Source organism: Acinetobacter sp. YH01025 (assembly GCF_013420185.1).
Taxonomy (GTDB): Bacteria; Pseudomonadota; Gammaproteobacteria; order Pseudomonadales; family Moraxellaceae; genus Acinetobacter; species Acinetobacter indicus.
Map to the genome: position 1 here is coordinate 25,173 of NZ_VOYR01000010.1, position 26,843 is coordinate 52,015.

Annotated in this window: 27 protein-coding genes and 1 other RNA gene; 14 read left to right on the top strand and 14 right to left on the bottom strand. The window is 45.4% G+C overall.

The genetic code is table 11. The features are described 5' to 3' along the window. Positions 1–107: 107 nt before the first annotated feature. Entirely contained in the window at positions 108–380 is a 273-nt protein-coding gene (locus FTT89_RS10810; protein ID WP_005178445.1) for an HU family DNA-binding protein, read from the bottom strand. Positions 381–538: 158 nt separating this feature from the next. After that, the gene (locus FTT89_RS10815; protein ID WP_005178447.1) at positions 539–1,006 is read right to left on the bottom strand and encodes a phasin family protein; all 468 of its coding nucleotides are present in this window, start codon (positions 1,004–1,006) and stop codon (positions 539–541) included. A gap of 186 nt (positions 1,007–1,192) precedes the next feature. Between FTT89_RS10815 and FTT89_RS10820 the strand changes: the two genes are divergently transcribed. The 8 genes from FTT89_RS10820 to fdx all read left to right on the top strand — a co-directional run bounded on the left by FTT89_RS10820 (position 1,193) and on the right by fdx (position 7,364). Beyond that, on the top strand, positions 1,193–1,840 hold the full coding sequence (locus FTT89_RS10820; protein ID WP_160243070.1) for a hypothetical protein: 648 nt from the start codon (positions 1,193–1,195) through the stop codon (positions 1,838–1,840). Positions 1,841–1,951: 111 nt separating this feature from the next. Next, a complete protein-coding gene (locus FTT89_RS10825) occupies positions 1,952–2,425 on the top strand; it encodes an Rrf2 family transcriptional regulator (RefSeq protein ID WP_005178455.1) in 474 nt (157 codons plus the stop codon). 1 nt (position 2,426) lies between these two features. Next, complete coding sequence (locus FTT89_RS10830; protein WP_005178458.1) at positions 2,427–3,644, top strand: IscS subfamily cysteine desulfurase; 1,218 nt, start codon at positions 2,427–2,429, stop codon at positions 3,642–3,644. A 102-nt stretch (positions 3,645–3,746) separates the two neighbouring features. Beyond that, complete coding sequence (gene iscU, locus FTT89_RS10835) at positions 3,747–4,133, top strand: Fe-S cluster assembly scaffold IscU (RefSeq protein ID WP_005178460.1); 387 nt, start codon at positions 3,747–3,749, stop codon at positions 4,131–4,133. Between the two features lie 37 nt (positions 4,134–4,170). Then, positions 4,171–4,491, top strand: a complete 321-nt coding sequence (iscA, locus tag FTT89_RS10840) for an iron-sulfur cluster assembly protein IscA (protein WP_160243069.1) — start codon at positions 4,171–4,173, stop codon at positions 4,489–4,491. A gap of 104 nt (positions 4,492–4,595) precedes the next feature. After that, entirely contained in the window at positions 4,596–5,111 is a 516-nt protein-coding gene (gene hscB / locus FTT89_RS10845) for a Fe-S protein assembly co-chaperone HscB (RefSeq protein WP_016659013.1), read from the top strand. A gap of 39 nt (positions 5,112–5,150) precedes the next feature. Beyond that, on the top strand, positions 5,151–7,010 hold the full coding sequence (gene hscA / locus FTT89_RS10850; RefSeq protein ID WP_180006336.1) for a Fe-S protein assembly chaperone HscA: 1,860 nt from the start codon (positions 5,151–5,153) through the stop codon (positions 7,008–7,010). Positions 7,011–7,025: 15 nt separating this feature from the next. Continuing rightward, positions 7,026–7,364: an ISC system 2Fe-2S type ferredoxin gene (gene fdx / locus FTT89_RS10855; protein ID WP_005178469.1), complete on the top strand. Its 339-nt coding sequence runs from the start codon at positions 7,026–7,028 to the stop codon at positions 7,362–7,364. A 95-nt stretch (positions 7,365–7,459) separates the two neighbouring features. Here fdx and FTT89_RS10860 read toward each other — a convergent pair whose 3' ends face one another. The 7 genes from FTT89_RS10860 to FTT89_RS10890 all read right to left on the bottom strand — a co-directional run bounded on the left by FTT89_RS10860 (position 7,460) and on the right by FTT89_RS10890 (position 15,745). Next, positions 7,460–8,917 carry an adenylate/guanylate cyclase domain-containing protein gene (locus tag FTT89_RS10860; RefSeq protein ID WP_171525163.1) on the bottom strand — a complete coding sequence of 486 codons (1,458 nt, stop codon included), beginning with the start codon at positions 8,915–8,917 and terminating at the stop codon, positions 7,460–7,462. An 83-nt stretch (positions 8,918–9,000) separates the two neighbouring features. Further along, positions 9,001–9,435, bottom strand: coding sequence for an HIT domain-containing protein (locus tag FTT89_RS10865; RefSeq protein ID WP_005178471.1), 435 nt, complete (start codon positions 9,433–9,435; stop codon positions 9,001–9,003). Between the two features lie 218 nt (positions 9,436–9,653). Continuing rightward, a complete protein-coding gene (gene mfd, locus FTT89_RS10870) occupies positions 9,654–13,115 on the bottom strand; it encodes a transcription-repair coupling factor (RefSeq protein WP_180006337.1) in 3,462 nt (1,153 codons plus the stop codon). 129 nt (positions 13,116–13,244) lie between these two features. Further along, positions 13,245–13,601 carry a hypothetical protein gene (locus tag FTT89_RS10875; protein ID WP_005178476.1) on the bottom strand — a complete coding sequence of 119 codons (357 nt, stop codon included), beginning with the start codon at positions 13,599–13,601 and terminating at the stop codon, positions 13,245–13,247. A 123-nt stretch (positions 13,602–13,724) separates the two neighbouring features. Next, positions 13,725–14,501, bottom strand: coding sequence for a glutathione S-transferase N-terminal domain-containing protein (locus tag FTT89_RS10880; protein ID WP_168383755.1), 777 nt, complete (start codon positions 14,499–14,501; stop codon positions 13,725–13,727). A 54-nt stretch (positions 14,502–14,555) separates the two neighbouring features. Next, the gene (rraA, locus tag FTT89_RS10885; protein ID WP_005178481.1) at positions 14,556–15,068 is read right to left on the bottom strand and encodes a ribonuclease E activity regulator RraA; all 513 of its coding nucleotides are present in this window, start codon (positions 15,066–15,068) and stop codon (positions 14,556–14,558) included. An 11-nt stretch (positions 15,069–15,079) separates the two neighbouring features. Further along, a complete protein-coding gene (locus tag FTT89_RS10890; protein ID WP_075167976.1) occupies positions 15,080–15,745 on the bottom strand; it encodes an NAD(P)H-binding protein in 666 nt (221 codons plus the stop codon). Positions 15,746–15,957: 212 nt separating this feature from the next. Between FTT89_RS10890 and rpsT the strand changes: the two genes are divergently transcribed. Then, positions 15,958–16,227: a 30S ribosomal protein S20 gene (gene rpsT / locus FTT89_RS10895; protein ID WP_005178484.1), complete on the top strand. Its 270-nt coding sequence runs from the start codon at positions 15,958–15,960 to the stop codon at positions 16,225–16,227. Positions 16,228–16,508: 281 nt separating this feature from the next. On the opposite strand, the gene FTT89_RS10900 is transcribed toward rpsT, so the two are convergent. The 3 genes from FTT89_RS10900 to FTT89_RS10910 all read right to left on the bottom strand — a co-directional run bounded on the left by FTT89_RS10900 (position 16,509) and on the right by FTT89_RS10910 (position 21,196). Beyond that, entirely contained in the window at positions 16,509–19,187 is a 2,679-nt protein-coding gene (locus FTT89_RS10900) for a M66 family metalloprotease (protein WP_373684874.1), read from the bottom strand. 361 nt (positions 19,188–19,548) lie between these two features. After that, complete coding sequence (locus FTT89_RS10905; protein WP_005178488.1) at positions 19,549–20,283, bottom strand: histidine phosphatase family protein; 735 nt, start codon at positions 20,281–20,283, stop codon at positions 19,549–19,551. A 55-nt stretch (positions 20,284–20,338) separates the two neighbouring features. After that, on the bottom strand, positions 20,339–21,196 hold the full coding sequence (locus tag FTT89_RS10910) for a 3'(2'),5'-bisphosphate nucleotidase CysQ (RefSeq protein WP_180006339.1): 858 nt from the start codon (positions 21,194–21,196) through the stop codon (positions 20,339–20,341). Between the two features lie 12 nt (positions 21,197–21,208). Between FTT89_RS10910 and yrfG the strand changes: the two genes are divergently transcribed. From yrfG to FTT89_RS10930, 4 genes are all read left to right on the top strand, one after another. Further along, complete coding sequence (yrfG, locus tag FTT89_RS10915) at positions 21,209–21,895, top strand: GMP/IMP nucleotidase (RefSeq protein WP_180134345.1); 687 nt, start codon at positions 21,209–21,211, stop codon at positions 21,893–21,895. After that, positions 21,888–22,328, top strand: a complete 441-nt coding sequence (locus FTT89_RS10920) for an RNA-binding S4 domain-containing protein (RefSeq protein WP_005178493.1) — start codon at positions 21,888–21,890, stop codon at positions 22,326–22,328. The genes yrfG and FTT89_RS10920 overlap by 8 nt, the downstream gene beginning before the upstream one ends. Before the next feature lie 145 nt (positions 22,329–22,473). Beyond that, positions 22,474–23,517, top strand: coding sequence for a recombinase RecA (recA, locus tag FTT89_RS10925; RefSeq protein WP_005178495.1), 1,044 nt, complete (start codon positions 22,474–22,476; stop codon positions 23,515–23,517). A gap of 89 nt (positions 23,518–23,606) precedes the next feature. After that, positions 23,607–24,218 (top strand): regulatory protein RecX, encoded by a 612-nt coding sequence (locus FTT89_RS10930; protein ID WP_180006341.1) that lies wholly within the window; start codon positions 23,607–23,609, stop codon positions 24,216–24,218. A gap of 138 nt (positions 24,219–24,356) precedes the next feature. Here FTT89_RS10930 and ffs read toward each other — a convergent pair. Beyond that, positions 24,357–24,453: signal recognition particle sRNA small type (gene ffs, locus FTT89_RS10935), an RNA gene on the bottom strand. A gap of 288 nt (positions 24,454–24,741) precedes the next feature. Between ffs and FTT89_RS10940 the strand changes: the two genes are divergently transcribed. After that, a complete protein-coding gene (locus FTT89_RS10940) occupies positions 24,742–25,596 on the top strand; it encodes a YbgF trimerization domain-containing protein (protein ID WP_180006342.1) in 855 nt (284 codons plus the stop codon). Between the two features lie 46 nt (positions 25,597–25,642). On the opposite strand, the gene rodA is transcribed toward FTT89_RS10940, so the two are convergent. After that, complete coding sequence (rodA, locus tag FTT89_RS10945; RefSeq protein WP_005178500.1) at positions 25,643–26,779, bottom strand: rod shape-determining protein RodA; 1,137 nt, start codon at positions 26,777–26,779, stop codon at positions 25,643–25,645. Between the last annotated feature and the right edge of the window lie 64 nt (positions 26,780–26,843).

Below are 26,843 nucleotides of genomic sequence, written 5' to 3' on the forward strand. Positions count from 1 at the left end.
TGCAGGATTTTAACCGAAAACCCTCAGCGAATGAATGTATTAAAACCCGAAACTCTGATTATTAATAAAAAACGCGCCAGGAGGCGCGTTTAATACTGCTTAAAAGATCAAGCTACAGAATCTTTTAAACCTTTACCCGCTTTGAAGCTAGGTACTTTGCTTGCTTTAATCTCAAGTGTTTCACCAGTTTGTGGGTTACGGCCTGTACGAGCAGCACGTTCTTTCACATTGAAAGTACCGAAGCCCACTAAAGTCACTGTGTCGCCTGCTTTCAGCGCTTCAGTGATTGAAGCAATTGTAGCGTCTAAAGCCTTACCAGCGTCAGTCTTAGACAATCCCCCTTTCTCTGCAATTGCATCAATTAATTCTGATTTATTCATGAAGATTACGTCCTCTTAATATCGTTTATTTAAGGTCCAAAGATTTCGTTTAAGTTACCGTAATGCCTTTATAGCAATGCTTTGAGGGTAAAAGCAATACTCCCCAGACGCATTTATACAAAATAAGTTGCAAAAATCTGCCAAAGCTGTCGAGATTTTCACTTTTTCAGGAGTTGTTCTTTTAATTGCTTATTTTCTTCAATTAAAGCATCAACTTTGCTGTGCAGTTGCAGCACCAGCTGCTCTAAATGCTGGATATCTTTCACGGTTACCAGCCCTATACGGTTCAAGGAATGATGAACACTATGGTCAATCATCCGTTCGACCTTATCTTTTGTATCGACTACCGATTCTTTGGCCTTTTCAGAAACTTTTTCTACGGTCTGATCGGCAATTTCGGTGGTTTTGGATTCCAGTTCTTCCCCCACCTTGACCAGTGAGTCAAATAATTTATTGCCTTCTTCTTCAGCACGGGAAAATGCGCCTAAGCCGGCCAGCCAGATCTGTTTGGTATATTTGCGAAAATCTAGCGCCGATTTACGCCCTGAACGTACTCTTGCTTTGTTTTTAGACGCTTTTTCATTTTCGTTTTGTGGTTCTGGCGATTCTACTGCTGCTTCATCCATTCGCATTTCTCCTGCTTATTTTGTATACCATTCAATATCATAAACCAACAAAATGCTCTTATAATAGCAAATTAAGCACTTGAACGTTTTGTTAAACTGTTCTACAAAGCAAGAATATTATGTATTACTTCCTGGTAATGCACTGCTTGGATATGCACGACTCGATCTGGTTAGGGACTAAATTGTATGAATGAATCGCAACAAAGACAAAATGAATCACATTTGTTGCTGACGATGGTGATGATTGTTCTGGAAACAATCTTTAGCTTTATCTTGAAATATGATCGTGTTGTTGCACTTCAGGCCAAAAAATTTGTAGACCAGAAAATTGCGGTCAAAATTAACAGCTATATTCCGTATTTTGACTTCTATGTGCAGTTTAGTGAACACGGCATCCTGTTTGATCTAAAAGCACCTGAAAAAGCCGTCGAGTTAGATGTCCGCACCACCCTGCTGGATTTGATTAAAATTTTTGTCTTGGGAAATCGCCGCAGTATTCGTGCCATGCGCATTGAAGGCGACCCGACCTTAAAAGATGAATTCCGCGACCTGCTGACCTTATTCAGTATCCCTAAAGTACTTTCGGACTGGCGTCAATGGCTGGCCGATCCTGAACAAGAGCAGGAACTGGAAACCTCTAAACGCCGGATTGCCCCGTTATTAGAGAAAATTGACCTGCAACGCTCGACGATTAATACCCTGCAGGTAGAAGTTAAACAGTATAAAAACCGCATTCGTCGCATGCAGCGCAACCAAAAGCGAATTAATCTGGCTTTTAGTCTAATTACTCTGCTATTAATTGCGTTATTAGTGTATAATTTATGGATCGTTTAAATCCTTAATTTCCCTGTGATTGAATCGAATATCCGAATAATAAAAAAACTTGACTATTTTAGTCAGGATTCATAGAATCTACACATCTAGTCCAACCATGTGTATCGAATCATGCGCTTAACCACTCGCGGTCGCTACGCAGTGACTGCTCTACTTGATCTAGCTTTGCAGCCAACTGAACAAACGATCACTCTTGCAGAAATTGCAGCTCGACAATCTATTTCTGTCGCTTACCTTGAGCAGTTATTTGCGAAATTAAAGCGTCACGGCCTGGTTTCCAGTATTCGTGGAGCCAATGGTGGTTATCACCTGGCGCGCAGTGCCGATACAATCACCGTATTAGAAATCATTGAAGCTGTAAATGAAACGGTTGATGCCACCCGTTGTGACCATAAAGGCAACTGCCAGAATGGTGCAATGTGCTTAACCCATGATTTATGGCAAGAACTCTCCCACCATATTGCCGATTATCTTGCAAAAATCACCCTTGCTGACCTTGTAGCTCGTGACAACGTTCAAGCCGTTGCAATTCGCCAAAATTCAGCATCTTTTGATTCAGCCCTTTTATCGGTTACAGGTATTTGACATGAAACGTCCGATCTATCTTGACTATGCAGCAACAACTCCTGTAGACCCTCAAGTTGCAGAACGTATGATGGAATGCTTAACTTTCGAAGGCACCTTCGGTAATGCAGCATCTCGTTCACATGCCTATGGCTGGCAAGCAGAAGAAAAAGTGGAATATGCACGTGAACAAGTTGCGAACTTGATCAAAGCTGACCCACGTGAAATTGTCTGGACTTCAGGCGCAACTGAATCTGACAACCTTGCCCTAAAAGGTGTGGCTCAATTCTATGCATCTAAAGGCAAGCACATCATTACCTCTAAAATTGAACACAAAGCAATTTTAGATACCTGCCGCGAGCTTGAGTCTGAAGGCTTCGAAATTACCTATCTTGAGCCACAACCACAAACCGGTTTAATTACCCCGGAAATGGTTCAAGACGCAATTCGTCCAGATACTATTCTTGTTTCCCTGATGATGGTGAACAACGAAATTGGTACCGTGACTGACGTTGCTGCAATTGGTGAAATTACCCGTGCCAACAAAATCTTCTTCCACGTTGATGCTGCACAGGCTGCGGGTAAAGTCGAGATTGATCTTTCAACCTTAAAAGTTGATTTAATGAGCTTCTCTGCACACAAAATCTATGGCCCTAAAGGCATTGGTGCCTTATTTGTACGCCGTAGCCCGCGTGTGCGTCTGAAAGCGCAAATGCACGGTGGCGGTCATGAGCGCGGTATGCGTTCTGGTACGCTGGCGACCCATCAAATCGTAGGTATGGGCGAAGCATTTGAGCTGGCAGGTAAAAACCTGGAAGCTGAACAAACCCGTTTACGCGTGTTACGTGACAAACTCTGGAATGGCCTGCAAGACCTTGAACAAGTGTTCCTGAACGGTCACCCGACTCAAAACGTAGCCAACTACTTAAACGTCAGCTTCAACTTTGTTGAAGGTGAATCGTTAATGATGGCGCTTAAAGATGCAGCAGTATCTTCAGGTTCTGCATGTACGTCTGCAACGCTTGAGCCATCTTATGTACTGCGTGCGCTAGGTCTGTCTGACGAGCTTGCGCACAGTTCAATTCGCTTCAGTTTTGGCAAATACACCACTGAAGAAGATATTGATCATGTGTTATCAATTACCAAAGCTGCTGTTGAGAAATTACGTGAACTTTCTCCGCTTTGGGATATGTATAAGGAAGGTATCGACCTTTCTACAGTTGAGTGGGCGGAACACTAATTCGACACTGAGATGAAGCTTTATTCAGCTTCATCTCATTGATAAAACGAATATTGACCCCATATTAATATTAACGCTGACCCCGAGGTTTGGAGAAGCAAAATGGCATATAGCGAAAAAGTAATTGATCATTACGAAAACCCACGCAACGTTGGTGTTTTAGACAAAAATGCAGACAACGTAGGTACAGGCATGGTCGGTGCACCAGCATGTGGCGACGTGATGCGTTTACAGATTCAAGTGAATAATGACGGTGTAATTGAAGAAGCACGCTTTAAAACCTATGGCTGTGGTTCGGCAATTGCATCAAGCTCACTGGTGACTGAGTGGTTAAAAGGTAAAACTTTGGACGAAGCTCAAGCCATCAAAAACATTGATATTGCAAACGAACTGGCTTTACCACCAGTTAAAGTACACTGCTCTGTACTTGCAGAAGACGCGATTAAAGCGGCTGTTGAAGACTATCGTACCAAACAGCAAAAAGCTTAATTGTTTCTCGTTTTAAAGACAGATTAACGGAGTTTTCATGATCCATTTAACTGAAAATGCTGCAACTCATATCAGCAATTACTTAAAGAATCGCGGTAAGGGTGAAGGTATTCGCGTTGGCGTGAAAACTTCCGGCTGTTCGGGTCTGGCCTATGTGCTTGAGTTTGTTGATGACGTCAATGCATACGATCAGGTATTTGAACAGCACGGTGTAAAAGTATTCATTGACCCGAAAAGTTTGGTCTATCTTGAAGGTTTAGAGATGGACTATGTCAAAAACGGCTTGAATGAAGGCTTCGAATTCAATAACCCGAATAAAAAAGGTGAATGTGGTTGTGGTGAATCCTTCACGGTTTAACTCCCGACCTTCCCTTCTTTTGCAGATTAAAACAGTGTCTTGTACACTGTTTTAATCGCATTTATGCAGTCCTTTTTTGCAATCAATCGCGGATTATCTCTCCCATGAATCATTTTGAGCTGTTTAACCTGCCTGTAGCACTCGATATTGATTTGGCTACTTTAAAAGCAGAATTTTTAAAGTTACAGCAACAATATCACCCCGATAAAGCCGAAGATAAAGACCAGGCGCTGATTCAGTCCAGCGAAATCAACCAGGCGTATAAAGTTTTATCTCAGGTTGACAGCCGCGCAGGTTATTTACTGAGCTTAAAAAAACAGGATTATCATCTGGATCAGTCGATCAGTGATTTCGAGTTTTTACAGTCTGCCTTGGAAATTCGTGAGCAGCTGGATGATGCCCGCTCTGCCGATGAACTGGCTTCCCTGAAAACCGAAGTCCAGCAATGGATTGATGGTCTGGTTCGCGAATTTAAAATTGATTATGCAGATGAAGACTGGGGCGAAGCACGCGATACAGTACGTAAATTGCGTTTCTTCCAGAAAGTCATGACCGATATTGACAAGGCTGAAGATCGTTTCCTCGACGATGACAGCTTTGACTTAGATGACGATTTTTAATTTTATTTTTTCAAATTAACGTGCAAAGGATGTAACACAATGGCGCTCTTGCAAATTGCAGAACCAGGACAATCAAGCGCACCGCATGAACATCGCATTGCGATTGGAATTGATTTAGGTACCACACATTCACTGGTGGCCACTGTTCTTTCGGCGCAAGCCAAAGTCCTTCATGATGAACAAGGTCGTGTGTTACTTCCCTCAATTGTTCATTATGCCGAAAATGCCACGCAATATGGCAACGATGCCAAACCGTTTATCACCAGCGATCCGAAAAATACCATTGTTTCAGTGAAACGTTTTATGGGTCGCTCCAAGGCAGACATCAAGTTTCAGCACCCTTACGATTTAGTGGGTGAAGCCAATGAAATGCCGGCTTTTGAAACTGCGCAGGGTCGTAAAACACCAGTAGAAATCTCGGCTGAAATTTTAAAACAGCTGAAAGACCGTGCTGAAGACAGCCTGAAAAATCCGGTCAATGGCGCAGTAATTACCGTTCCGGCTTATTTTGATGAAGCCCAGCGTCAAGCCACACGTGATGCAGCTCAACTGGCCGGTCTGAATGTGCTGCGTTTACTCAATGAACCGACTGCTGCTGCAGTAGCCTATGGTCTGGATCAGGACAGCAATTTAAGTACCGATCGCAACTATGTGATTTATGACTTAGGCGGCGGTACCTTTGACGTATCAATTTTACGCTTCTCGCAAGGCGTATTTGAAGTACTGGCGACCGGCGGTCATACTGCATTAGGTGGTGATGATCTAGATCGTTTAATTGTCAAATGGGCGAAAAAACAGCTGAATATTGACACATTAAATGACACCGAATATGCCCACTTTGTCGTTGCAGCGCGTAAGGCCAAAGAAGCGCTATCGGATGCGAAATCAGTAGAACTGCAACTACTCGATCAAACACTGACACTGGATCGTGCAACTTTTGAAAGCATTATTCAGGTGGCGTTAGACAAGACCATTAGCGTCTGCAAACGCGTGCTGCGCGATGCCAAACTGGAACTGACCGATATTCAAAACGTGGTACTGGTTGGCGGTTCTACCCGCTCCTATGCGGTGCAAAAAGCTGTTCGCGAAGTGTTTAACCAAGAACCGCTGTGCACCATCAACCCGGATGAAGTGGTTGCGATTGGCGCCTCTATTACAGCCAATCAGCTGATTGGCAATACCAAAGACGGCTCATTGCTGTTAGACGTCACCCCACTGTCTTTAGGTCTGGAAACCATGGGCGGTCTGGTCGAACGTTTAATTTCACGTAATACTGCAATTCCAGTTGCGCGTCGTCAGGAATTCACCACTTATCAGGATGGACAAACCGCCATGCTGATTCATGTGGTGCAAGGTGAACGTGATCTGGTTGAGCATTGCCGTAGTTTAGGCCGTTTTGTCCTGCAGGGTATCCCACCAATGACTGCCGGTCAGGCGCGTATTGAAGTCACCTTCCAGGTTGATGCCGATGGCCTGCTTAGTGTTTCTGCCAAAGAAACGACTTCTGGCGTTTCCGCGCATATCGACATTAAACCGTCTTATGGTTTATCGAGCGAAGATACCGAACGTTTACTGCTTGACGGTTTCAAATACGCAGAAGAAGACAAACACCTGCGTCATTTACAGGAAACCAAGGTCGAAGCACAGCGTGAACTGGAAGCTCTGGAGCAGGCACTAAAAGTTGATGCACAGCTATTGAGCGCAGAGCAACTGGACGCATTGAATAGTGCGAAAACCCATTTGTACAGCCAGCTTGAAACAACCGATATTCAGGCTATTGAACAGGCTGTTGAACAGCTTAAAATACACAGTGATGCTTTTGCTGCGCTTCGCATGAACCAGCATATTGATGCTGCTCTTAAAGGCACCAAGCTCGACGACTGGTCAAACTCAAACTAATTTAAGGTAAAGACTATGCCACGTATTAAAGTACTTCCACATGCGCAATTCTGCCCAGAAGGTGCTGAGTTTGAAGTTGAACAAAATGCCAACCTGTGCGAAAGCCTGTTAAAAAACGGCATTAAAATTGAACATGCCTGTGATATGTCATGTGCCTGCACCACCTGTCACGTGGTGGTACGCCGCGGTTTTGACAGCCTGGAAGAAATGAATGATGTCGAAGCTGATCTGTTAGATCGTGCTTGGGGTCTAGAACCTGACTCACGTTTATCTTGTCAGGTACAGGTGGTTGATGAAGATCTGGAAGTTGAAATTCCAAAATACACCATTAACCATGCTTCTGAAAATCACTAAGACTTAAAACAAAAAAACCACGCTCCGGCGTGGTTTTTTTGACTTGATAGAACACTCAACAATCTTCGATCAAGCAGATCATCTATCTTTATAATTTAATGAAATTCCCGATCTGGTCGATTAACCTCGACTTCTTCAATCACTTCATCTTCCAGTTTTAATTTCACAATACCCTGCGAGTTGGTCAGTTTTTGCTGGGTCTGAATCCGTTTAATCATTTTTTCCAGCACACCAATCAGTTCCGGATATTCAAAGTTTTGCACTTCATCCAGATTCAGCAACAGATGAAAACCTTTGTATTCATAGTCAAACCAGCGCTGATAATCGGATTTTCTGGCCGCATATTTTTCCATCACCTGCCAGGTTTTCACCGGACCCTGAATACCTTTCAGGAAAATTGGCGCTTTCGGCGCACACAGATAATCATTTTTCACCAGTTGATAGGTATCATCTGACAGCAGGATTTCATCAACTTCGGCTGCGCTTTGCAAACGCGCTGCCAGATTGGCATCGCGGCCGACAATGGTATAGGCCATCCGATGCGCCGCACCATAGTTACCCACGTGGCAATAACCGGTACTGATGCCCATGCGGATATGTAACGGCGGATAGCCCATTTTAATCCAGCGTTCACGCAGCAGTTTCATTTGCTGGCGCATGGCAATGGCCATTTCAACGCAGGTCTTGGCATCATTTTCCACACCCTGACTGCTTGGATCACCAAAGAAAATCAGGATAGCATCCCCCATAAACTTATCGACGGTGGCTTCATACTGCTTGGCAATTTCAGTCATATGACTCAAATAGTCATTCAGCAGGTAGGCTAAATCATCTGGAATCAGGGTTTCAGACAGCTCGGTAAAGCCCTGAATATCGGAAAAGAAAATGGTGAGTTTTTTACGTTTATATTCAATTTTGGCTTCTGACTCGCCTTTCATGATCGAATGCCAGAGCTGAAGCGGCGCATAACGGCTCAACTGGTTGGCAAACTCCATATAGCGGTTCATTTGCTGATAATAATGCTCACGCTTATGGTTAGACGCACGAATCCGGCGGGTCTGATAAACACTGCCCATACCGAAATACACGATCATGCACAGGAAGGCCAGAATAGTCAGCTCATTGGTGGTGTATTCAAAATATTCACCAAAGCCAAATACGAAAATATTGCACAGATAGAATACCGACGCTGCAAATAAAGCCGCCAGCGACACCAAAAAGAACGACACTTTGACGTTAATGGCGGTATACAGCAAGGCAAAAATAGCCGCAAAGGTCAGGACCAGATTTAAATGCACGGCCGACAGACAGATGGCCACAATCATAATATCTATAATAAATAAGATATTTCTTTTAATCTGATAGTTATATTTAGATTGTAGCCAGCGCGACAGTTTCGGGGTAATAAACAGCAAAAATGCCAATAAAACCGGAATATAAATTTGGTACTGGGTGTCTGGATAGGTGTAATGATAGACAATCAGGATCAGCGATAAACTGGCATAGCCCATAACCCGATGCAGGTAATCAAATTGTGTAGGATCTCGATCCATCCAATAACCTAGTGACACCGTACTCTACTCTCCTTAGCGGATCTGGTCACACCATACATCCCTGCATGATGCAAACACGAATATCAGTCCATTCGCCAGTCAAATGGCATATCGCCCTGACCGCGTAGTGCCAACATTAGCGTTTGGCGCATATGGTTCAGCACTTCATTGTTATACGGTACTGCTGGTGTTCCCCAGACCGGTTTTGGCCATGCCACATCATTTTGATAACGCACCACATGATGGAAATGCAATTGTGGCACCATGTTGCCCAGTGCAGCGACATTCATTTTATCGGCACGGAATACACGTGACAGTTGGCTAGATAACCAGCTCGATTCACGCAGGAACTGTTCCTGGTCGGCCTGGCTTAATTCATAGAGTTCGGTAATGCCCGGCACACGTGGAATAAGAATGAGCCAAGGAAATTGCATATCATTCATTAAACGACATGTTGACAGGGGAAAGTCGCCTACAAAAAAAGTATCTTGAGCAAGTTGTGGATGCAAACTAAACATATCTTTATAAATGACGCAAATTAGAATGATGGCTAATACTATCACATCCCAAAGGACGTGAATATTCTATAACGGCCGTTTCACCACAAATAACACACTATTTGCAGCCAGCCAGAGCAATCCCCTATCTTCAATAAATTTCCTTAAATAATCAAGACTTCTTTGCGCAGTCAGCGATTAAATAAACAGCAGGAATTGCATCAGGACTGAGCGCTAACTCAGGCTGGCAGCTCACGCAGCAGTTGCTCCAGCAAATCGGAAATAAACTGAATCCGTTTTTGATGTTCATCCAGCAGCACCATGACTTTTAAACGCTGTCCGCCATCCATCCGGAAATAGGTCGGATGTTTCTGCATCATCTGGATAATGCTGATTGCCTGCACCGGGGTATCTGGTGAAAACTCGATATTGCCACCATTGGCACCCACATCAATTTTGGTAATACCAAGCTGCTCGGCTTTCAGACGCAGCTGATGCACGGCAAATAGCTGTTTTACCGGTTGTGGTGGAATACCAAAACGGTCAATCAGTTCCATACGGATGTTGTCGAGTTTTTCCTGTGTATCGGTATTGCTGATACGTTTATAGAATAATAAACGCTGATGCACATCGCCCAGATACTCATCCGGAATCAAGGCTGGCATGTGCAGGTTGATTTCCGCTGTTAACGACAACGGCGCATCGAAATTTGGGGTTTTGCCTTTTTGAATGGCTTTAGTGGCTTTTTCCAGCATTTCCATATACAGGCTATAACCAATGGCCTGCATCGAACCGCTTTGCTGTTCCCCGAGAAGTTCACCGGCACCACGAATCTCCAGATCTTCGGTGGCCAGCATAAAACCGGCACCCAAGGTCGATGCACGCTGAATCGCATCCAGACGTTTTTCAGCATCACCTTTTAAGCCTTTAATCGACGGCACCAGCAAATAGGCATAAGCCTGATGGTGCGAACGTCCGACCCGGCCGCGTAGCTGGTGTAATTGCGCCAGGCCGAGCTTGTCGGCGCGTTCAATTAAAATGGTATTGGCATTCGGGACATCAATCCCGGTTTCAATAATGGTGGAACAGACCAGCACATTATATTCTTTATGATAGAACTGCTGCATCACCTGCTCCAGTTCACGCTCACGCATCTGGCCATGTGCGACTGCGACTCGCGCTTCCGGCACCAGCTGGCGGATATTTTCTGCTGCACGTTCAATGGTATCGACTTCATTATGCAGGAAATACACCTGACCGCCACGTAGCAATTCACGCAAAATCGCTTCTTTGACTGAATCACCAGTCTGTTCCTGCACAAAGGTTTTTACGGCTAAACGACGCGCTGGTGGTGTGGCAATGATGGATAAATCGCGCATGCCACTAAAGGCCATATTCAGGGTACGTGGAATAGGGGTTGCCGTTAAGGTCAGCATATCGACATCGGCGCGCAAGGCTTTAATCCGCTCTTTATCGCGCACGCCAAAACGGTGTTCTTCATCCACAATCATCAGGCCCAGCTGTTTGAACTGGACATTTTCCTGCAAAATTTTATGGGTACCAATCACAATATCGACTTTGCCTTCGGCCAAATCTTCAATGATTTTAGTATGGGTTTTGGATGAACCAAAACGCGACAGGACTTCAATACGCACCGGCCAGTCGGCAAAACGGTCTTTAAAGGATTCATAATGCTGCTGTGCCAGCAAGGTGGTCGGTACCAAGACCGCTACCTGTTTATTATTTTGCACGGCGACAAAGGCGGCACGCATGGCCACTTCGGTTTTACCAAAGCCAACATCCCCACAGACCAGACGGTCCATTGGTTTGGCCTGCTGCATATCATATAAGGTCGCTTCAATGGCATTGGCTTGATCCAGCGTTTCTTCATAGGCAAACCCGGATGCAAACTGCATATACAGTTTTTCATCCAGCTCAAAGGCATAGCCCGGCTTGGACTGACGGCGTGCCTGTATATGCAGCAATTCGGCTGCGACATCGTGAATCTGCTCCAAAGCCTTGCGCTTGGCCTTGTTCCAGGCATCAGTGCCGAGTTTATGTAGGGGTGCCAAATCCGGATCGCCACCACTATAGCGGCTAATTAAATGCAAATTAGTCACCGGCACATAGACTTTAGCGCCATCGGCATAATCGAGCTGCAAGAATTCATGATCCTGCTGATCAATTTCCAGCGTCACCAGTCCGGCATAACGCCCCACACCGTGATCAATATGTACCACCGGCGCGCCAATACTCAGCTCGGTCAGACTGCGTATTAAAAACTCTTCCGAGACTTCCTGCTGACGTTTACGCCGACGTTGAACCACACGATGTTCATAGAGCTGGTTTTCCGAAATGACCGAAAGCTGGCCCTGAATCACCAGACCACGATCTAAAGGGGCGTTGGTAATGGCAACGGCATATAAAGATTTCTGGAATTCGGCAAAGTTCTCAACGGTTGGGATTTCTCCCAGACTGGAACGCAGCGCATCTTTTAAGGTTTCACGGCGACCGGCACTTTCTGCGACCAGCAACACCGGATGATTGGCAGCGTTAATATACTCTTTGACCAGACTGAACGGTTTTTCCCGTTTCGGATCGACCGGCAATTTAGGCGGTGCTTCAGTGGCCAGATTTACCACACCGGCTTTTTCAGCAAAATGATCTGCCGAGGCGATGATGCGGCCAAACTGGTTTAACTGTCCCAGCACCTGCTGAGGTGATAAAAACAGTTGCTCTGGCGGTAAAATAGGCTGGTCAATATTATGCCGGCGATCTTCATAACGGCGGTTTACTTCCTGCCAGAAGCTATTTAAACCTTCTTCCAGCCCTTTATCTGTAATGACAATGCCATTCTCAGGTAAGTACGCCATTAAGGTACTTTCGGCAGCCATTGCCTGAGCGCTAAAGAATAACGGAAAATAGAACTCTATCCCTGGCGAGGCAATGCCATCGAGCACATCCTGATACACCGGGCTTTTCTTTGGATTTGCGCTTGGGAATAATTCTGCATAACGATCGCGGAACAGCGAACGGCCTTCTTTTAAAGGAAACTCTTTGGCGGGTAGTACTGAAAATTGCTGAATGGTTTGGGTGGTCCGCTGGGTTTCCGGATCAAAAAACTTCAGGCTTTCAATTTCATCATCAAACAGGTCAATCCGGATTGGTGCTTCTTGCCCTGAAGCAAAAATATCCATAATACTGCCGCGCACCGCAAATTCACCATGATCATAGACTGTATCGACCAGATGATAACCAGCCTGAATCAGGCGTTTCTTTTGCTGTTCCAGTTCAAATTTCTGGCCAACCTGAATATCAAAATGCTCACCTAAGACCCAAGAGGTTGGCGCCACACGCTGCGCCAGGGTTGCAGCCGACACCAGCAGCACGCCCTGCTGTGGCATATTCGATAAAATCGCCAGACGCTCAGAGACAATATCCTGATGCGGCGATAAACGGTCATAAGGTAAAATTTCCCAATCCGGGAAAATGGTCGGTTGAATACCATAAAACTCAAATTCGCTTTCCAACTGCCCCAAATGCTGGCTGTTACGCGCCACCACAATCAATAACTGTTTATGCAGGGTGCTCAGCTGCTTGATCAGCAAGGCCGCGGATGAGCCCTGCAAATTGCCCACCCAGCGTTTTTCGCCCGTTTTTAATTGTTTCAGATTGAGTTGGGAGCTTTCGTGTTGGAACATGTATATAGCTTTTAGGTCTAATCAACATGCGGCTTATACTAACACGAGCATTTCCATCCATTACGTTAATTTTTCTTAATCTTTATCTGAAAAAATGAGACTGCATCTGGCTGAAAAATGGATTGAAGCTTACTTTTTCTCACGCAAAAACTGACGATAATAATCATTCAGGCGTTTCACGATACTTTTAAACTGCAACAGGTTTTCTTCTGTGTTGCCCAAACGCGTCACAAAGCTTTGCGTGGCAATTTCCAGATCAATTTTTTCATTGATCAGCATGGCGGTAAAATACAGTTCTTTCAGGTCATCAAAACGGTTCATACGCCGATTAGACAAATACTCCAGCCGCTCCGATAAAGCATCATTCAGCACAATACCATCGACGATATAGCCATGTTGCGGATCAAACTGAATCTGATGTTCAGCCAGAAATTCTGCTTCTGGAGAGGGCTTGCTTTTAAACAGTTGCGCCACTTTATTGAACATATGGTTATATCCTGAAATTCGCTGTGCCTAGTGTATCGGCTTTAGCGTGGAGATCCAGCGTTTGAACGCGGATATCTTCATAAAAACAAAAAAGCATCCGAAGATGCTTTTAACTTGAGAGTTTTAACCATACTGGCGCTGCAAATAATGCACAATATCATCCGATTCAAACATATGAGCGCCGGTATTCGGATCAACCAGATAAGGCACCTGAATATTCTCTCCCATCAGTGCCAAGACTTTCTCACGTTTACCGCCCTTTAAAGGTACATATTTACCTGGCTTTAAACGTAATTTGGCCAGCCCCTGATCCTGCCAGCGCTCTTTGGCCACATTATGGAAAATAAAAGGCAATTCCAGCTCGGTTAAGGTACTGCGCACAATGCGCGTATACGGACTGGCTTCAAAACCCCACAGCTCCAGCAGTTGCTCTGGTGCCGCACGGTTTTTAATCTTTTTCTTGACCCAGACCCCGCGTGCACCATTAAGCAGCGTACCAGCAAAGGCCACAAAGGGAATTTTTGGATAATGTGCATAGCGCCGCGGGGTTTTCCCGCTTTTGCCATAGTGTTTAAACAGATGATGAATAATCTGCTGCGATTCGTAGAGACGATCTCCGGTATTTTCATCTACCAGAAATGGAAATTGCAGTTTACCGCCCAATTCCTTGACCTGCGGACGGTATTTTTTACCGCCTTTAGGACAGGGATAGACTTCATAATCCAGATTCAGCAAGGTCATGACTTCGCGGACACGTCGACAAAATGGTGAACCTTCAAACTCATACAACTTGAGCGGCTGCTCAGGTTGCTTGGGAAATGCTGTGCCATTGCTTCCGCGCCCGCCTTCGGTCAAAGCAGAAGCCAATGCCTGTACCACTTTAATTTGATGATGCAACATCATGACCTTCCTGTTCTTGTTGTGTTCTAGAAGATGAATGCCGAATCGGGTTGATTACAGCTCCACCAATGCTTCTTTGGCCACCACAATACCATTATTATCGGCATAAATATAATCACCCGACTGAATATTCACACCACCAAAGCTGAGCGGAATATCGACCTCACCCACGCCTTTACGGTTACTTTTTTGTGGAATTGCTGCCAGCGCATGTACGCCTAAATCCAGTTCAGCAATGGCATCGACATCACGTACACAACCGTAAATAATCACACCATTCCAGTTGTTTTTTACTGCAGATTCGGCAATCAGGTCGCCCATAAGTGCACAGCGCATTGACGCACCACCATCCACCACCAGCACTTTGCCCCGGCCTTCAGTCGCCAGTAATTCTTTTACACGCGAATTATCTTCAAAGCATTTTACCGTCACCACCTGACCGCCAAAACTTTTACGCGCGCCATAGCTTTTGAAAAATTTGCCATCCATTGATGGGGTGACCACTTGCAGCTGTTTATCCGGGTTATCATCCAGCAAATCACAAGTAACGAAAGCGACTGTAGACACGTGTGTTTCCCTCATTTTGTATGTTGTATGCGTAAATTATCATAAATTTCAAACTTTTCAGTTTGAGTTAAGGCAGCCTCGACCATAGTATGAGCCACCTGCCCGGCTGTCACTGGCCGATGTTTAAAATTTTTAGGCAAAAAAGATGAACAGCGCTGAAACAGCTGCTGTGACAGATCTTCCAGAAAACGTGCATCCTGACGCTCGCCTAGCAATAACGATGGGCGCAGCAGTGAAACTTTGCTTAAAGATAAGTTCTGAATGTACTGTTCCAGTTCACCTTTGACCCGATTATAAAAAAATGGCGATCTGGCATTGGCCCCCAAGGCACTGACCAGCAGATAATGGGCAGAGGTTTGCTGCAACAGCTCGGCAAAATGGGCATTGATAGTAAAGTCGGTCGCATAAAAGTTATCTTTTGAGCCGGCTTTTTTCAGGGTGGTACCCAAACAGCTAAAGCCATGACTATGCTCGCTGACATCCTGATCATTCAGCATCAGTAAATCTTCCAGCACCAATGGCTGTACTTTGGCCATCTGTTCAAAGGCTGCATCCGGACGACGCACCACCGCTGTAACCTGCTGACAGGCAGGATGATCATTTAAGGCAGAAACCAGTGCCCGACCGACCAAACCGGTCGATCCTATGACAATGGCTTTTTTTATGATTTGAGTCATTTTTTATCCAATATTCAGGCACTCACACTAATCTAACGTTTCCTTTCATTTTTTTCTGCATCTTAAATGTTGTCAAAGCTTGTCAAGACTTGACTTCGACGCATTGTTTAATCAAAATATGGCACTTGTTTACGGGCTGGTGAAATTCTGCTGATGTGGTTTTCAGTTGAATTGCGGCCCGCCCAGACCAATCTATTTCAAGGAGTGCACGAGTGGCAAACTCTGCTCAAGCTAAAAAACGTGCTCGTCAAAACGTTAAAGCACGTAAACATAACGCAAGCTTGCGTTCTATGGTTCGTACCTATCTTAAACGTACAGTAGCTGCTATCGCTGCTGGTGACTATGCTGTTGCTTCAGAAGCTTACAAAAAAGCTGTACCTGTAATCGACCGCATGGCTGATAAAGGCATCATCCATAAAAATAAAGCTGCTCGTCATAAGAGCCGCTTGAACGCGCAAGTTAAAGCATTAGCTTCTAACTAATCGCAAAGCAGAAAGAGCCCTGATTCAGGGCTTTTTTTGTATCTGTAGATTTTATTTTGGTCCGATCTTATCCTCAATACGTTTACGTCCCAATCGATTCCATCTCAATTCCACACTAAACCGTCTAAAAAACATCTAACCATCACACGACCTACCATCGCTAGAAAATAAATCTGTCCCCCTATATTTTTGATTGCCACAACATCCCCCATAAAAAAACACCTCCTAAACTACTTAGAAGGTGTTTATATAATTCAGACTAGAATGTTGAATATGAATTGTTATTTCAGCATCAGTCTTAAGTTTTCTGGGGTTAAATAAGCCAGTTGCAGACTATTATTAGCGCTTAACTGGGTCCATTGCTGGTTAGCCCCACCGGTACAGCCATAGCGGATTAAACGGGCACGATTGTCTTTTAAATAGCCATGTTCCAGATCAAAACATTGAGCACCCTGGCGGATGGTTCCGGTTTCTGTATGCATTGTCCACACCTGACTGTCCTGTGTGGTGCTACAGCTGGCCAGTGTTACCATATTGCCGTTATTGCTTAAACACAGATCCATCTCGGCTTTACTATGAATCCGGCCCAAACCATCATAAATCCATTGCTCGGTGTCATCTCCGGTACAGGCGCTTGCACCACTGATATAGACATTTTTCTGACCTGTCGCCAGAGTTTCCACTTTCAAACAGTTATTTCTGTTTTTAAGTAGCGTTGCTTCAGCCAGAAGATCTTCATTGGCCAGTCCCAACTGCGTCACGAAGCCATCCAGCGCTGTTTGCGCTTCAGGTTTTGCATGCTCCAGATCGGCACGGTAGACATTCATCCAGCGATTCAAACGGTAGATGTTCTGTTGCTGCTGTTCATAACGCTGCAACTGCTGCTGAGCTAGTGCACTCAATTCATGACGATTTTCTGCATAAGAATCATATAGTAATTGTGCAGCCGGCTTTAAAGCGATCACCGCCTGATTGGCCTGTGCTTCCAATTGCTGCTGGAATTCCGGCAATTCCACTTTTCTAAGCGCCGTATAACCATCCGCGCGTCCAATTTTTACAGCAGCTGAAATGGCAGTGCTGTATTGAGGAATCGTAAGTGTCGATAATAATTTCTCGGCTTCATTGGCTTTTTTGCAGTACAAATTAACCTGTTGCGGCTGATCTGCAATGGCCAGGTTCACATGCAGCTTATTGGCATTACCACGCATACGATGAGGTGCCAAAGCCACGTTCTGGCTGCGATTGGTATATTGAACATCTAACCAGCAAGCCGCCTGCTCTGCGCCACGCTGTGCAGCCGGCAAATCATAGACATTGCCCCAGTTGCTGCGTGCTGCCGGATACAACACCCCTTGCTGGGTTTCCGGATCATAGCCGCCAATAATGGTAATCACCGGCACCCCAAATAAACGCGGTTTTAAATAATAGCCATCGGCGCTGTTATACCAGACCTCGCTTGAATTCGGCACTTTCGGATAGACCACTTCCATCTGGCGGCTGTCCGGATTCCAGCGTTTATAGCCGGATGGCGAGCTTTCATCCCACACATGACGATTGGTAAAATGCGGCTGGATACGCAAAAAGGTACTATAACCGGTGTAATGGGTATAACGTGAAATACTGCTATTGGTGGCACCGCCTGACATGGCATCCCAACCATACGGATACAGTTTCAGGAAATTTGGCACCCCGTTTTTGCCATCGCCCAGATTGGAGGATTGCCAGGCCAAATTACCGCGCATTTTGTTGCGATAGCCTATATAGCCCCAGCCACTATCGGCATGATGTGCCGACCAGAAATAATTGGTGGTGGTATCATCTACTTTAAAAGAGCCCGGATAATGGCCTAAACCATAATGATGGCCAATTTCATGGCTAAATTCGTTACCCACCGAGTTATACAGGGTCAACATGCCGTTACCGCCACTCAAGCCATGGGTCTGTTCACCATTGCTATATTTACCCCGCGCATGGTGAGTTACCACAGTTTGAGTCAGTTGAGGCTGTTGCTGACTGAGCATCGAAGCACTGGTCACCCCCCAGTTGGCCAAGTTAATTCCCACACTAAAGGTCGATTTCGCCGTGTTTTCACGCATATCCCCCGAATAAACACCGCCTTCGCCTGCACTTTGACTGTCGTAGATGGTGCCGTTGGCCACCATCACCCGATCCAGCTGAATATCATCATATTTAGCCACCGTCATGTGCGCTGCCGGAATGGTCTGGAAATAGTCTGTGCCTGAATTTTCCGGTTCAAGCAGCATGGCATGTCCTGTTGAATGTGGCGGCGCAGTGAGCAGTCCAATCCGGATATTATTTAGTACCAGTTCACCAGGCGCAGCAAAATCAATCTGCTCTGCCAGTAAATCACCACTGCGGTTTTTGCTGTCAATGATCCGTAATTTTAAGCCCGGACGTACTTCATCCCAGTTTAAGCGCGCTGACCAGGCCCGTTTACTGTAGCGCACTTCTGCACGGCCATCACGATTGCTCTGGTCCGAGGCCGGAATTTGAGTCGGATCAGCCAGGTTGATACGGCGTAACAGCCGTTCATTCTGATACACCTCAACCTGCAGTGCATTAATCTGATCCATCTCCTGCATCGGTGTGATTAATAACAATGCCTCCCGTTCTGCGGTTAAACGTGGCATTTTTTTCTCTTCGTTACCATTCGGGTCAACCACATGGCCTTGGGCAAACTGCACCATCGCCTGCAAAGAACCTGTTAAATCATTACGCACTTCACGTGATTCAGACTGGGCATTAAAATCATAAAAACCCAAAACAGATGGACTTACCACATCTTGCGTTGGCTCAGGATAATGACTTCCATGCAGCGGAGCATCTGGTGCTGTCCCATTGTTCGGCTGTTGACTTTCTCCATCACTACCACCACCGCCACATGCCGTCAGCATAAACGACAATATACTTACACTTAACAAACTAAGCGGAAACTTGATCACACTTTTCACTATTTACTTTACCCCAATGTCAATTTATGACTAAAAATAAAAAAATAAACACATATTTTTCAATAACTTAATTAAATATATTAAAGTAGTTTAGAGTCCAAAGCAATGTGTTGTACTTTATTGAGTAGATACAGAGAAAGCTAATTTTTATTTTTTAAATGATGAACAAAAATGCAGCAGAAAATAAAATTTTGATTTAGGCGTTTTTTAGACAGACAAGACTCTTACACCCCAATAGAAATAGGCGTAGCACATAGTCATTTTAGGTGAATTTTTTTTGAGTGTGAGCAAGATATATTAAAGCCAGCCATAGCTCACCTTCACAAACCATCCCCAGCGCAAATTTATATTAAACTTTTTGATGAAACTGCGAGATATCCAAGGTATGTACTTTGCCGCGCCAGATCCATTTCAACTGTGATTCCAGAAAATTTTCACCTTCAAACCAGACAAACAGCCCTTCCATCATTTGTGGCCAGTCTTCCTGTGACACCTCATTACGCCCTGAAATTACCGCAATAATCGCAGCCAGAATGGTGTCATGACTGACCGCCAGACTTAGGCCGCCCGGACTGTTAGGATGAGTGTTATAAATCAGTTCCAGCACATCCACCACGCCATGAATCGGATGTTTCATGCCCGGCAAGGCATTATTGACAAAGCTGTTAATAAAGCCCAACGCACCCTGCTGACGAAAATATGGCCCGGCCTGCTTGATGTCCAGCACAAAACTGCCCGGCTCAACCAGCAAACCCTGCTCGACAATTTCAATATGATGGGTATTTGGCGCAATATGTACCGAATCTGCACCTTCAATCATTAAGGCGGCAGTATCGACACAGCGCTGGATTGGACTAGAGATACAATGCTGAATGGCGCGTCCGCTATGGTCAATGAGATAAGCCCCCCATTTTTGCGCCAGTTCACGCCCCGGACCGGTTAACTGCAAATCATAGCCCGCCAGTCCCTGTCCAGCCACATTTTCACGAATGGAATGCCGGGTAAACAAGGTCACGGGAGTATGTACATCGGGCAATAAATCAATTGCCTTTAACATACTCGGTGGAAGCAGCTCTAACGCCATGGATCAAGCCAAATACAAAGGTGTTAAGCCCACTATAGCATGTTGGCAAATTAGCTCAATGTTCATTCGCCATAAGTGCTAGAGCACGCAAGGCAATCTCTTTCATTTCGGCATTTTTATAGGCAATAAAATTGCCATTTAACAGCGTATCACGATGGTTATATAAAAATGGCCGTCCCTGAAAATCAATCAGGCCACCGCCAATCCGTTCAATCAGGCATTGGCCAGCACTGGTGTCCCATTCACTGGTTGGGTGAAAACGCGGATATAAATCCACTTTATCTTCCAGCATCATGCAGAACTTATAAGCACTGCCAGCACGAAAAACCGTATAGTCCTGTTCAATCGTAGCGAGCGCCTGTAGATACTGCTCATAGACCGGTTTATTTTGGCTACTTTGACTTAAACCGACTTGAATCTGCGGACCACTGTCTACATATAGATAGGCGTACCATTGCTGTTGCTGGATATTAAACCGTAGCGGCAGGCCCTGTTTGGGGCAGATATACACCGTTTGCTCGCCCGGAATCGCCAGAATGGCAAAGGTGGTATGAATGCCTTCGATCAGACTCAGGTTAATGGTAAATTCCGGACGTTGATGTAAAAACTCTTTGGTGCCATCGAGTGGATCAAGCAGCCAGAACGTGTCCCACCGCGCCCGATCATAAACTGCGCCTTCTTCTGACAGTAGCGGCATATCTGGAAACTGCTGGGCCAGCTGTTCTGTAATGAAGGCATTCACCCGAAAATCGGCCTGGGTTACGGGCGATTCATCGCTTTTGTGTTCAATATCAAAATCGGCACCGGAACAATAACGCTGATATTCTTCTCGCAAGATTTCACATGCCTGTGTCACAATGGGCATCAGCTGCAAAATCAGTGGATCTTGTGGTGCTGTGGTTTTTTTAAACATAGATAGCCTTATATGTCGAATTATTCTGATCAACCCACCATCATCTTTGACATGGATGGTACGCTGCTTGACCTTGCCTATGATGATTTCATCTGGAATGAGCTGTTACCGGCGCGCTATGCCGAGCTGCATCAATGCAGTCTGGCGGAAAGCCGGGATACCCTGTTCCAGTTTTATCAGGAACACAACCATACCCTCAACTGGTATTCATCGCGCTTCTGGACCAGTAAAGTCGGGGTCGATGTACTGGCCATGCAGATTGAGCACAAACATAAGGTGGCTTTAAGACCGGGCTGTATCGAGCTGCTCGATTACCTAAAAGCCAATGGCTATCCAATCTGGCTGGCCACCAATGCCGACTGCGCCGGCCTGGCCTTTAAACTTGAGCAGACTGGTCTGGCCGACTATTTTGATGTCATGATCAGCAGTGAAACCGTTGGACATGCCAAAGAATTTGTCGCGTTCTGGCAACACCTGGCACAGCAGCATCCTTTTGATCCTGCCCGCTGTTACTTTATTGATGATACCGAAAAAGTACTCAATGGTGCAGCAAAATTCGGTATTCAACAGCTGCTGACCATTCAGCAGCCTTCATCAGGCAAAGCAGCCCGTGTAGACAGCCGTTATCCGATGCTGCATGCGCTGACCGACCTGATTCCCCTATTGCAACACGCTGAGGAAAACAAAATATATGCCTAAATCTGCTCAACACGAAGCTGTAGAAAGCATGCGTATTGACAAGTGGCTCTGGGCGGCCCGCTTTTTTAAAACCCGTTCAATTGCCAAAGCAGCCATTGAAGGCGGCAAGGTGCATCATAATGGTGAGCGCGTCAAAGTTTCCAAGGAAATCCGGGTTGGCATGGAGCTGACCGTACAACAGGGCTTTGACCGCAAAACGGTCAAAGTACTGTCTTTATCAGCAGTCCGCGGTCCGGCACCGGTGGCCCAGCAACTTTATGAAGAAACTGAGGTCAGTATTGCTCGTCGGGAATTGATTGCATCACAAAGAAAGTTGCATAATCTAGCACGGCCTGATCATCGTCCAAGTAAAAAAGACCGACGACAAATCAGTAAATTTAAACAAGAAAATGATCAGTCCTATGACCAGTCCTGGTCATATCATGATGATTAATTTTGGGCGTCAGAATGTGTCGCAAGGCCACTGATTTTCATAGAAGAGAAACATAAATTCTGTCACTATACTCGGGTGGAAAGAGTTTGAAGTACATACATCCACTTGAGTATATTGTTTGGTGACATCGTATTGAGGTTGTAAGATGGATGAGAATAAAAGCAAGGCGCTAAATGCTGCCCTAAGCCAGATTGAAAAACAGTTTGGTAAAAACACAGTAATGCGTCTTGGTGACAATACCGTACAAGCTGTAGAAGCAGTATCTACCGGTTCATTAACGCTGGATATCGCGCTCGGTATTGGTGGTTTACCAAAAGGCCGTATTATTGAAATTTATGGCCCTGAATCTTCAGGTAAAACCACAATGACCCTGCAAGCCATTGCGGAATGTCAAAAAGCCGGCGGCACCTGTGCCTTTATTGATGCCGAACATGCTCTTGATCCTCAATATGCGCGCAAACTGGGTGTAGATATTGATAACCTGCTGGTCTCGCAACCGGACAATGGTGAACAGGCGCTGGAAATTGCCGACATGCTGGTACGTTCAGGCGCAATTGACCTGATCGTCGTCGACTCTGTTGCGGCCCTGACCCCTCGTGCCGAAATTGAAGGCGAAATGGGTGATTCACATATGGGCCTGCAGGCTCGTCTGATGAGCCAGGCGCTACGTAAAATTACCGGTAATGCCAAACGTTCTAACTGTATGGTGATCTTCATTAACCAGATCCGTATGAAGATTGGTGTGATGTTTGGTAGCCCGGAAACCACCACTGGTGGTAACGCACTGAAATTCTATGCCTCAGTACGTTTAGATATTCGCCGTGTTGGTCAGGTCAAAGAAGGTGATGAAATTGTCGGTTCTGAAACCAAAGTAAAAGTGGTGAAGAACAAGATGGCACCTCCGTTCCGTGAAGCGCTGTTCCAGATTCTGTACGGCAAAGGTGTGAACCATTTAGGTGAACTGGTCGACCTGGCTGTGCAGCAAGAGATTGTGCAAAAAGCTGGTGCTTGGTATTCATATCAAGGTGAAAAGATTGGCCAAGGTAAAAACAATACCATTCGCCATCTGGAAGAACATCCTGAACTGGCACAGACCATTGAAAAACTGATTCGTGAACAGCTATTAACCACAGGCAACGTGGTTGAAGAAAAAGACGAAGAGGAACCTGACTTTTCATTAGATCTGTAAGACTCAACTGTTGAGACTTTAGACATTACACAATACGCCCTACGGGGCGTTTTGTTATTATGCTGGTGGCCCTTTTCTGCGAGATGCTTATGTCAGATGCGAAATTCACTAAACTGTTGGACTATGAAACCTTAAAGCAGCAATTTGGCGATGCAGAAGATCAGCCAGCACCATCTGTATCTGCAGCTGCCCCGCCTGAATTTGATCCTGAAGAACGCTTATTCGAACATAATAACAGTCAGGAGCACAAACCGGGTTTAAGCGGCTCGCGTTTGCGCTCTTATGCTTTTGCAGTCCTAACCCGTAAAGAATATTCCAAAGCCGAACTGATTGAGAAACTGGCGCTGTATGCAGAAAACCGTGAAGAAGTGGTCGCCTTGGTCGATGAACTGTCACGCAAGAATTACCAGAGTGACCAGCGTGTGGCCGAAACCCTGCTGTCCAGCCAAAAGCGCAAAGGTAAAGGCCCCAATCAGATTAAAATGAAGCTGAAAAGCAAAAAAATTGATACCGCTTTAATTTCAGAAGAACTGAAAGAAACCGACTGGGTGCAGCAAGCCTACGAATTAAAAGTTAAAAAGTTTGGTCCTGATGTCACGAAAGACCCGAAACTGAAAGCCAGACAGATCCGCTTTTTAATGTATCGTGGTTTTGAAATGGATGCGATTATGAAGGCGATTAACCGTAAAGCAGAAGATTAAAAACTGAATCTAGAGATGTAGATAAGCATCTAACTAGGATGAAACATCGACAAATATAAGAAAATAATATAGGGATTAAATCGAAAGGAAATTAAAAAGAAAAAAGCGATATTCTAAGAATTATAAAAATGGTGGCAACCCTACCAGCAAAGCTTCGGCACATCCCACGTCTGCTACCGTTGCTACCTTCCGGTCCTGGCGGGGTTCACAGGGTGAAATTGCGAAGTAACCGGCAGGGCTACCATTGCAGAAACAGAGTATAGACAATTTTATTGAACTTGCAAGTCCTGATTGCGCTTTTATATAAATCAGCCATCTATTTGATTATTAAAAAAACAGTTTGTATTTAATTGGTTATTTTGCAACAGAATTCCGAGAATTTTGACAGATGCCTAATTCATGACAACTTTGTAAAAGCTTATTGCAATTCGGGTTCGGGCCGTTTTTAATGTGCACATGATGATTTGGAATGAGCCCTTTCCTGACCGCACATTCCCAGTAAAGATAAAAGATGGATATGAAAATGATGCTAAAAAAGCATACGCTCTGTGCACTCACCCTGCTCTGCTCTGCGCCAGCACTGGCCAATATTCCCATTGAATCACGCGGCTTAAGCCAGAACAGCGGCAGTGCCAGCACCCCGGCGGCCATTGGCGCCTCCAATAGTGGCGCTCCGGTCACCACCAACCTGAACTGGCAATTGATGCAAAAAAACCAGCAGCTTGAAAATGATATTCGCACCCTGCGTGGCAAAATGGAAGAACAGGAAAACGAGATTGCCCAGCTCAAGCATGAACTGACCAACCGTTATACCGATTTAGACCAGCGTCTTGAACTGCTGAACCAGAAAATTGATCCGGAAGCGGCACCTACTGTAGAGGAGGATAATCAACAGGATAGTTCTCCCAGTACAACCAGCAGCAGCCAACCCGCCAGTAACCCCGTAAATAATACCGCTGCCCCAGCGCCAGCAGCGACCACCGTGGTTAGCACACAAAGCTCGACGGAAGAACTGGAAAAAGCGGCCTATACCATCGCTTTGGATGCCTATAAACAAGGCGGTGCCAAAAAAGCCATTGCCCCAATGCAAAACTTTATTAAAAACCATCCGAATAGCGTGTATATCAGCAATGCCTATTTCTGGCTGGCTGAGTTTAATCTGGCAATTGAACCGACCAATTACAGCGAAGCCAAAAAGAATTTTGAAATTGTTGCCAGCAAATATCCAAATTCGTCTAAAGCCTCTAATGCGGTGTATCGTCTGTATAGCATTGCTAAAAATGTCGACAAGAATGATGCACTGGCCGCACAGTATCGTAGCACCCTGCTGACCAAATACCCGTCTTCCCAGGAAGCCAGCTTTGTGAAAAGCTCATAACCCAAAAGCCTCAGATGAGGCTTTTTTTATAACAGCAGGATCGTGTTTAACGATGGGTATGTACTGACATAACAATGCCCATCCCGGCCAGCAGACTGACCACAGCCGTACCGCCATAACTCATTAACGGTAATGGATCGCCGGTTACCGGTAAAATCCCGCTGACCATACCGGAGTTTAAAAACACAAAGAAGAAGAAGGTCAAGCCAACTGCACCGGCATATAGGCGACCGAAATTATGAAAACAGCTCAGGCTGATAATCAGGCAGCGGATAATAATTGCAGCAAACAGCGCGAACAGTAAAAAGACGCCAAAGAACCCAAATTCTTCAGCATAGGTCGACATAATAAAGTCAGTATGATGCTCCGGCAAATAACCCAAATGCGACTGAGTGCCTTCCAGATAACCCTTACCGGTCAGGCCGCCCGAACCAATGGCGATTTTGGATTGAATAATATTCCAGCCGGCGCCGAGTGCATCAGATTCCGGATCAAACAGGGTTAAAATCCGTTTCTTTTGATATTCCTGTAATAAAAACATCCAGGCCAGCGGCGCAACAATGGCCATCGCCGCAAATGCCCCGCCAATTAAACGCCAGGACATACCGCTCAGAAACAATACAAAAATGCCTGGAATAATCAGGCCAATGTTCAAGTCCGGCTGTAGTGCCACCAGCACAAAAGGAATACCGAGCAGCACCAGCGCACCGACGATTTGCAGGAATTTGGGTGGAAACGGTTTACGAGCAAAATACCAGGCCATCATCAGTGGCATGGTAAATTTCATGAATTCACTGGGCTGCATACTACCAATACCGGGCAGACTGATCCAGCGTTTGGCCCCCATGCGGGTTTCACCAATCAGCAGCACCAGTACCAGCATGAGCACGGCCAGGGCATAAAAATAGGGACTGGCGGCCTGATAGACCTTGGGCGGAATCTGCGCACAGATAAACATGGCAATAAAGCCGATACCAAAGCTGATGCCCTGACGCATCACCATTCCCATATCCTGTGCGGTGGCACTATACACCACCATCAGCCCTAAAATTGCATTCAGGATCAGGAAGCATAATAGCCAAGGATCGAGGTGTAGTTTGGTCCAGCGAGAGGTATCGCTTTTAATGCTTCTTCCATCACGTAAAGAGTGACGTAAAAAACGATACTGCTGAGAAGGTATCATTGCGCCCCATTCAATCCAGATAACAAATCATCGGCAATTATAGGATGAACCATGCGCAGAGTGA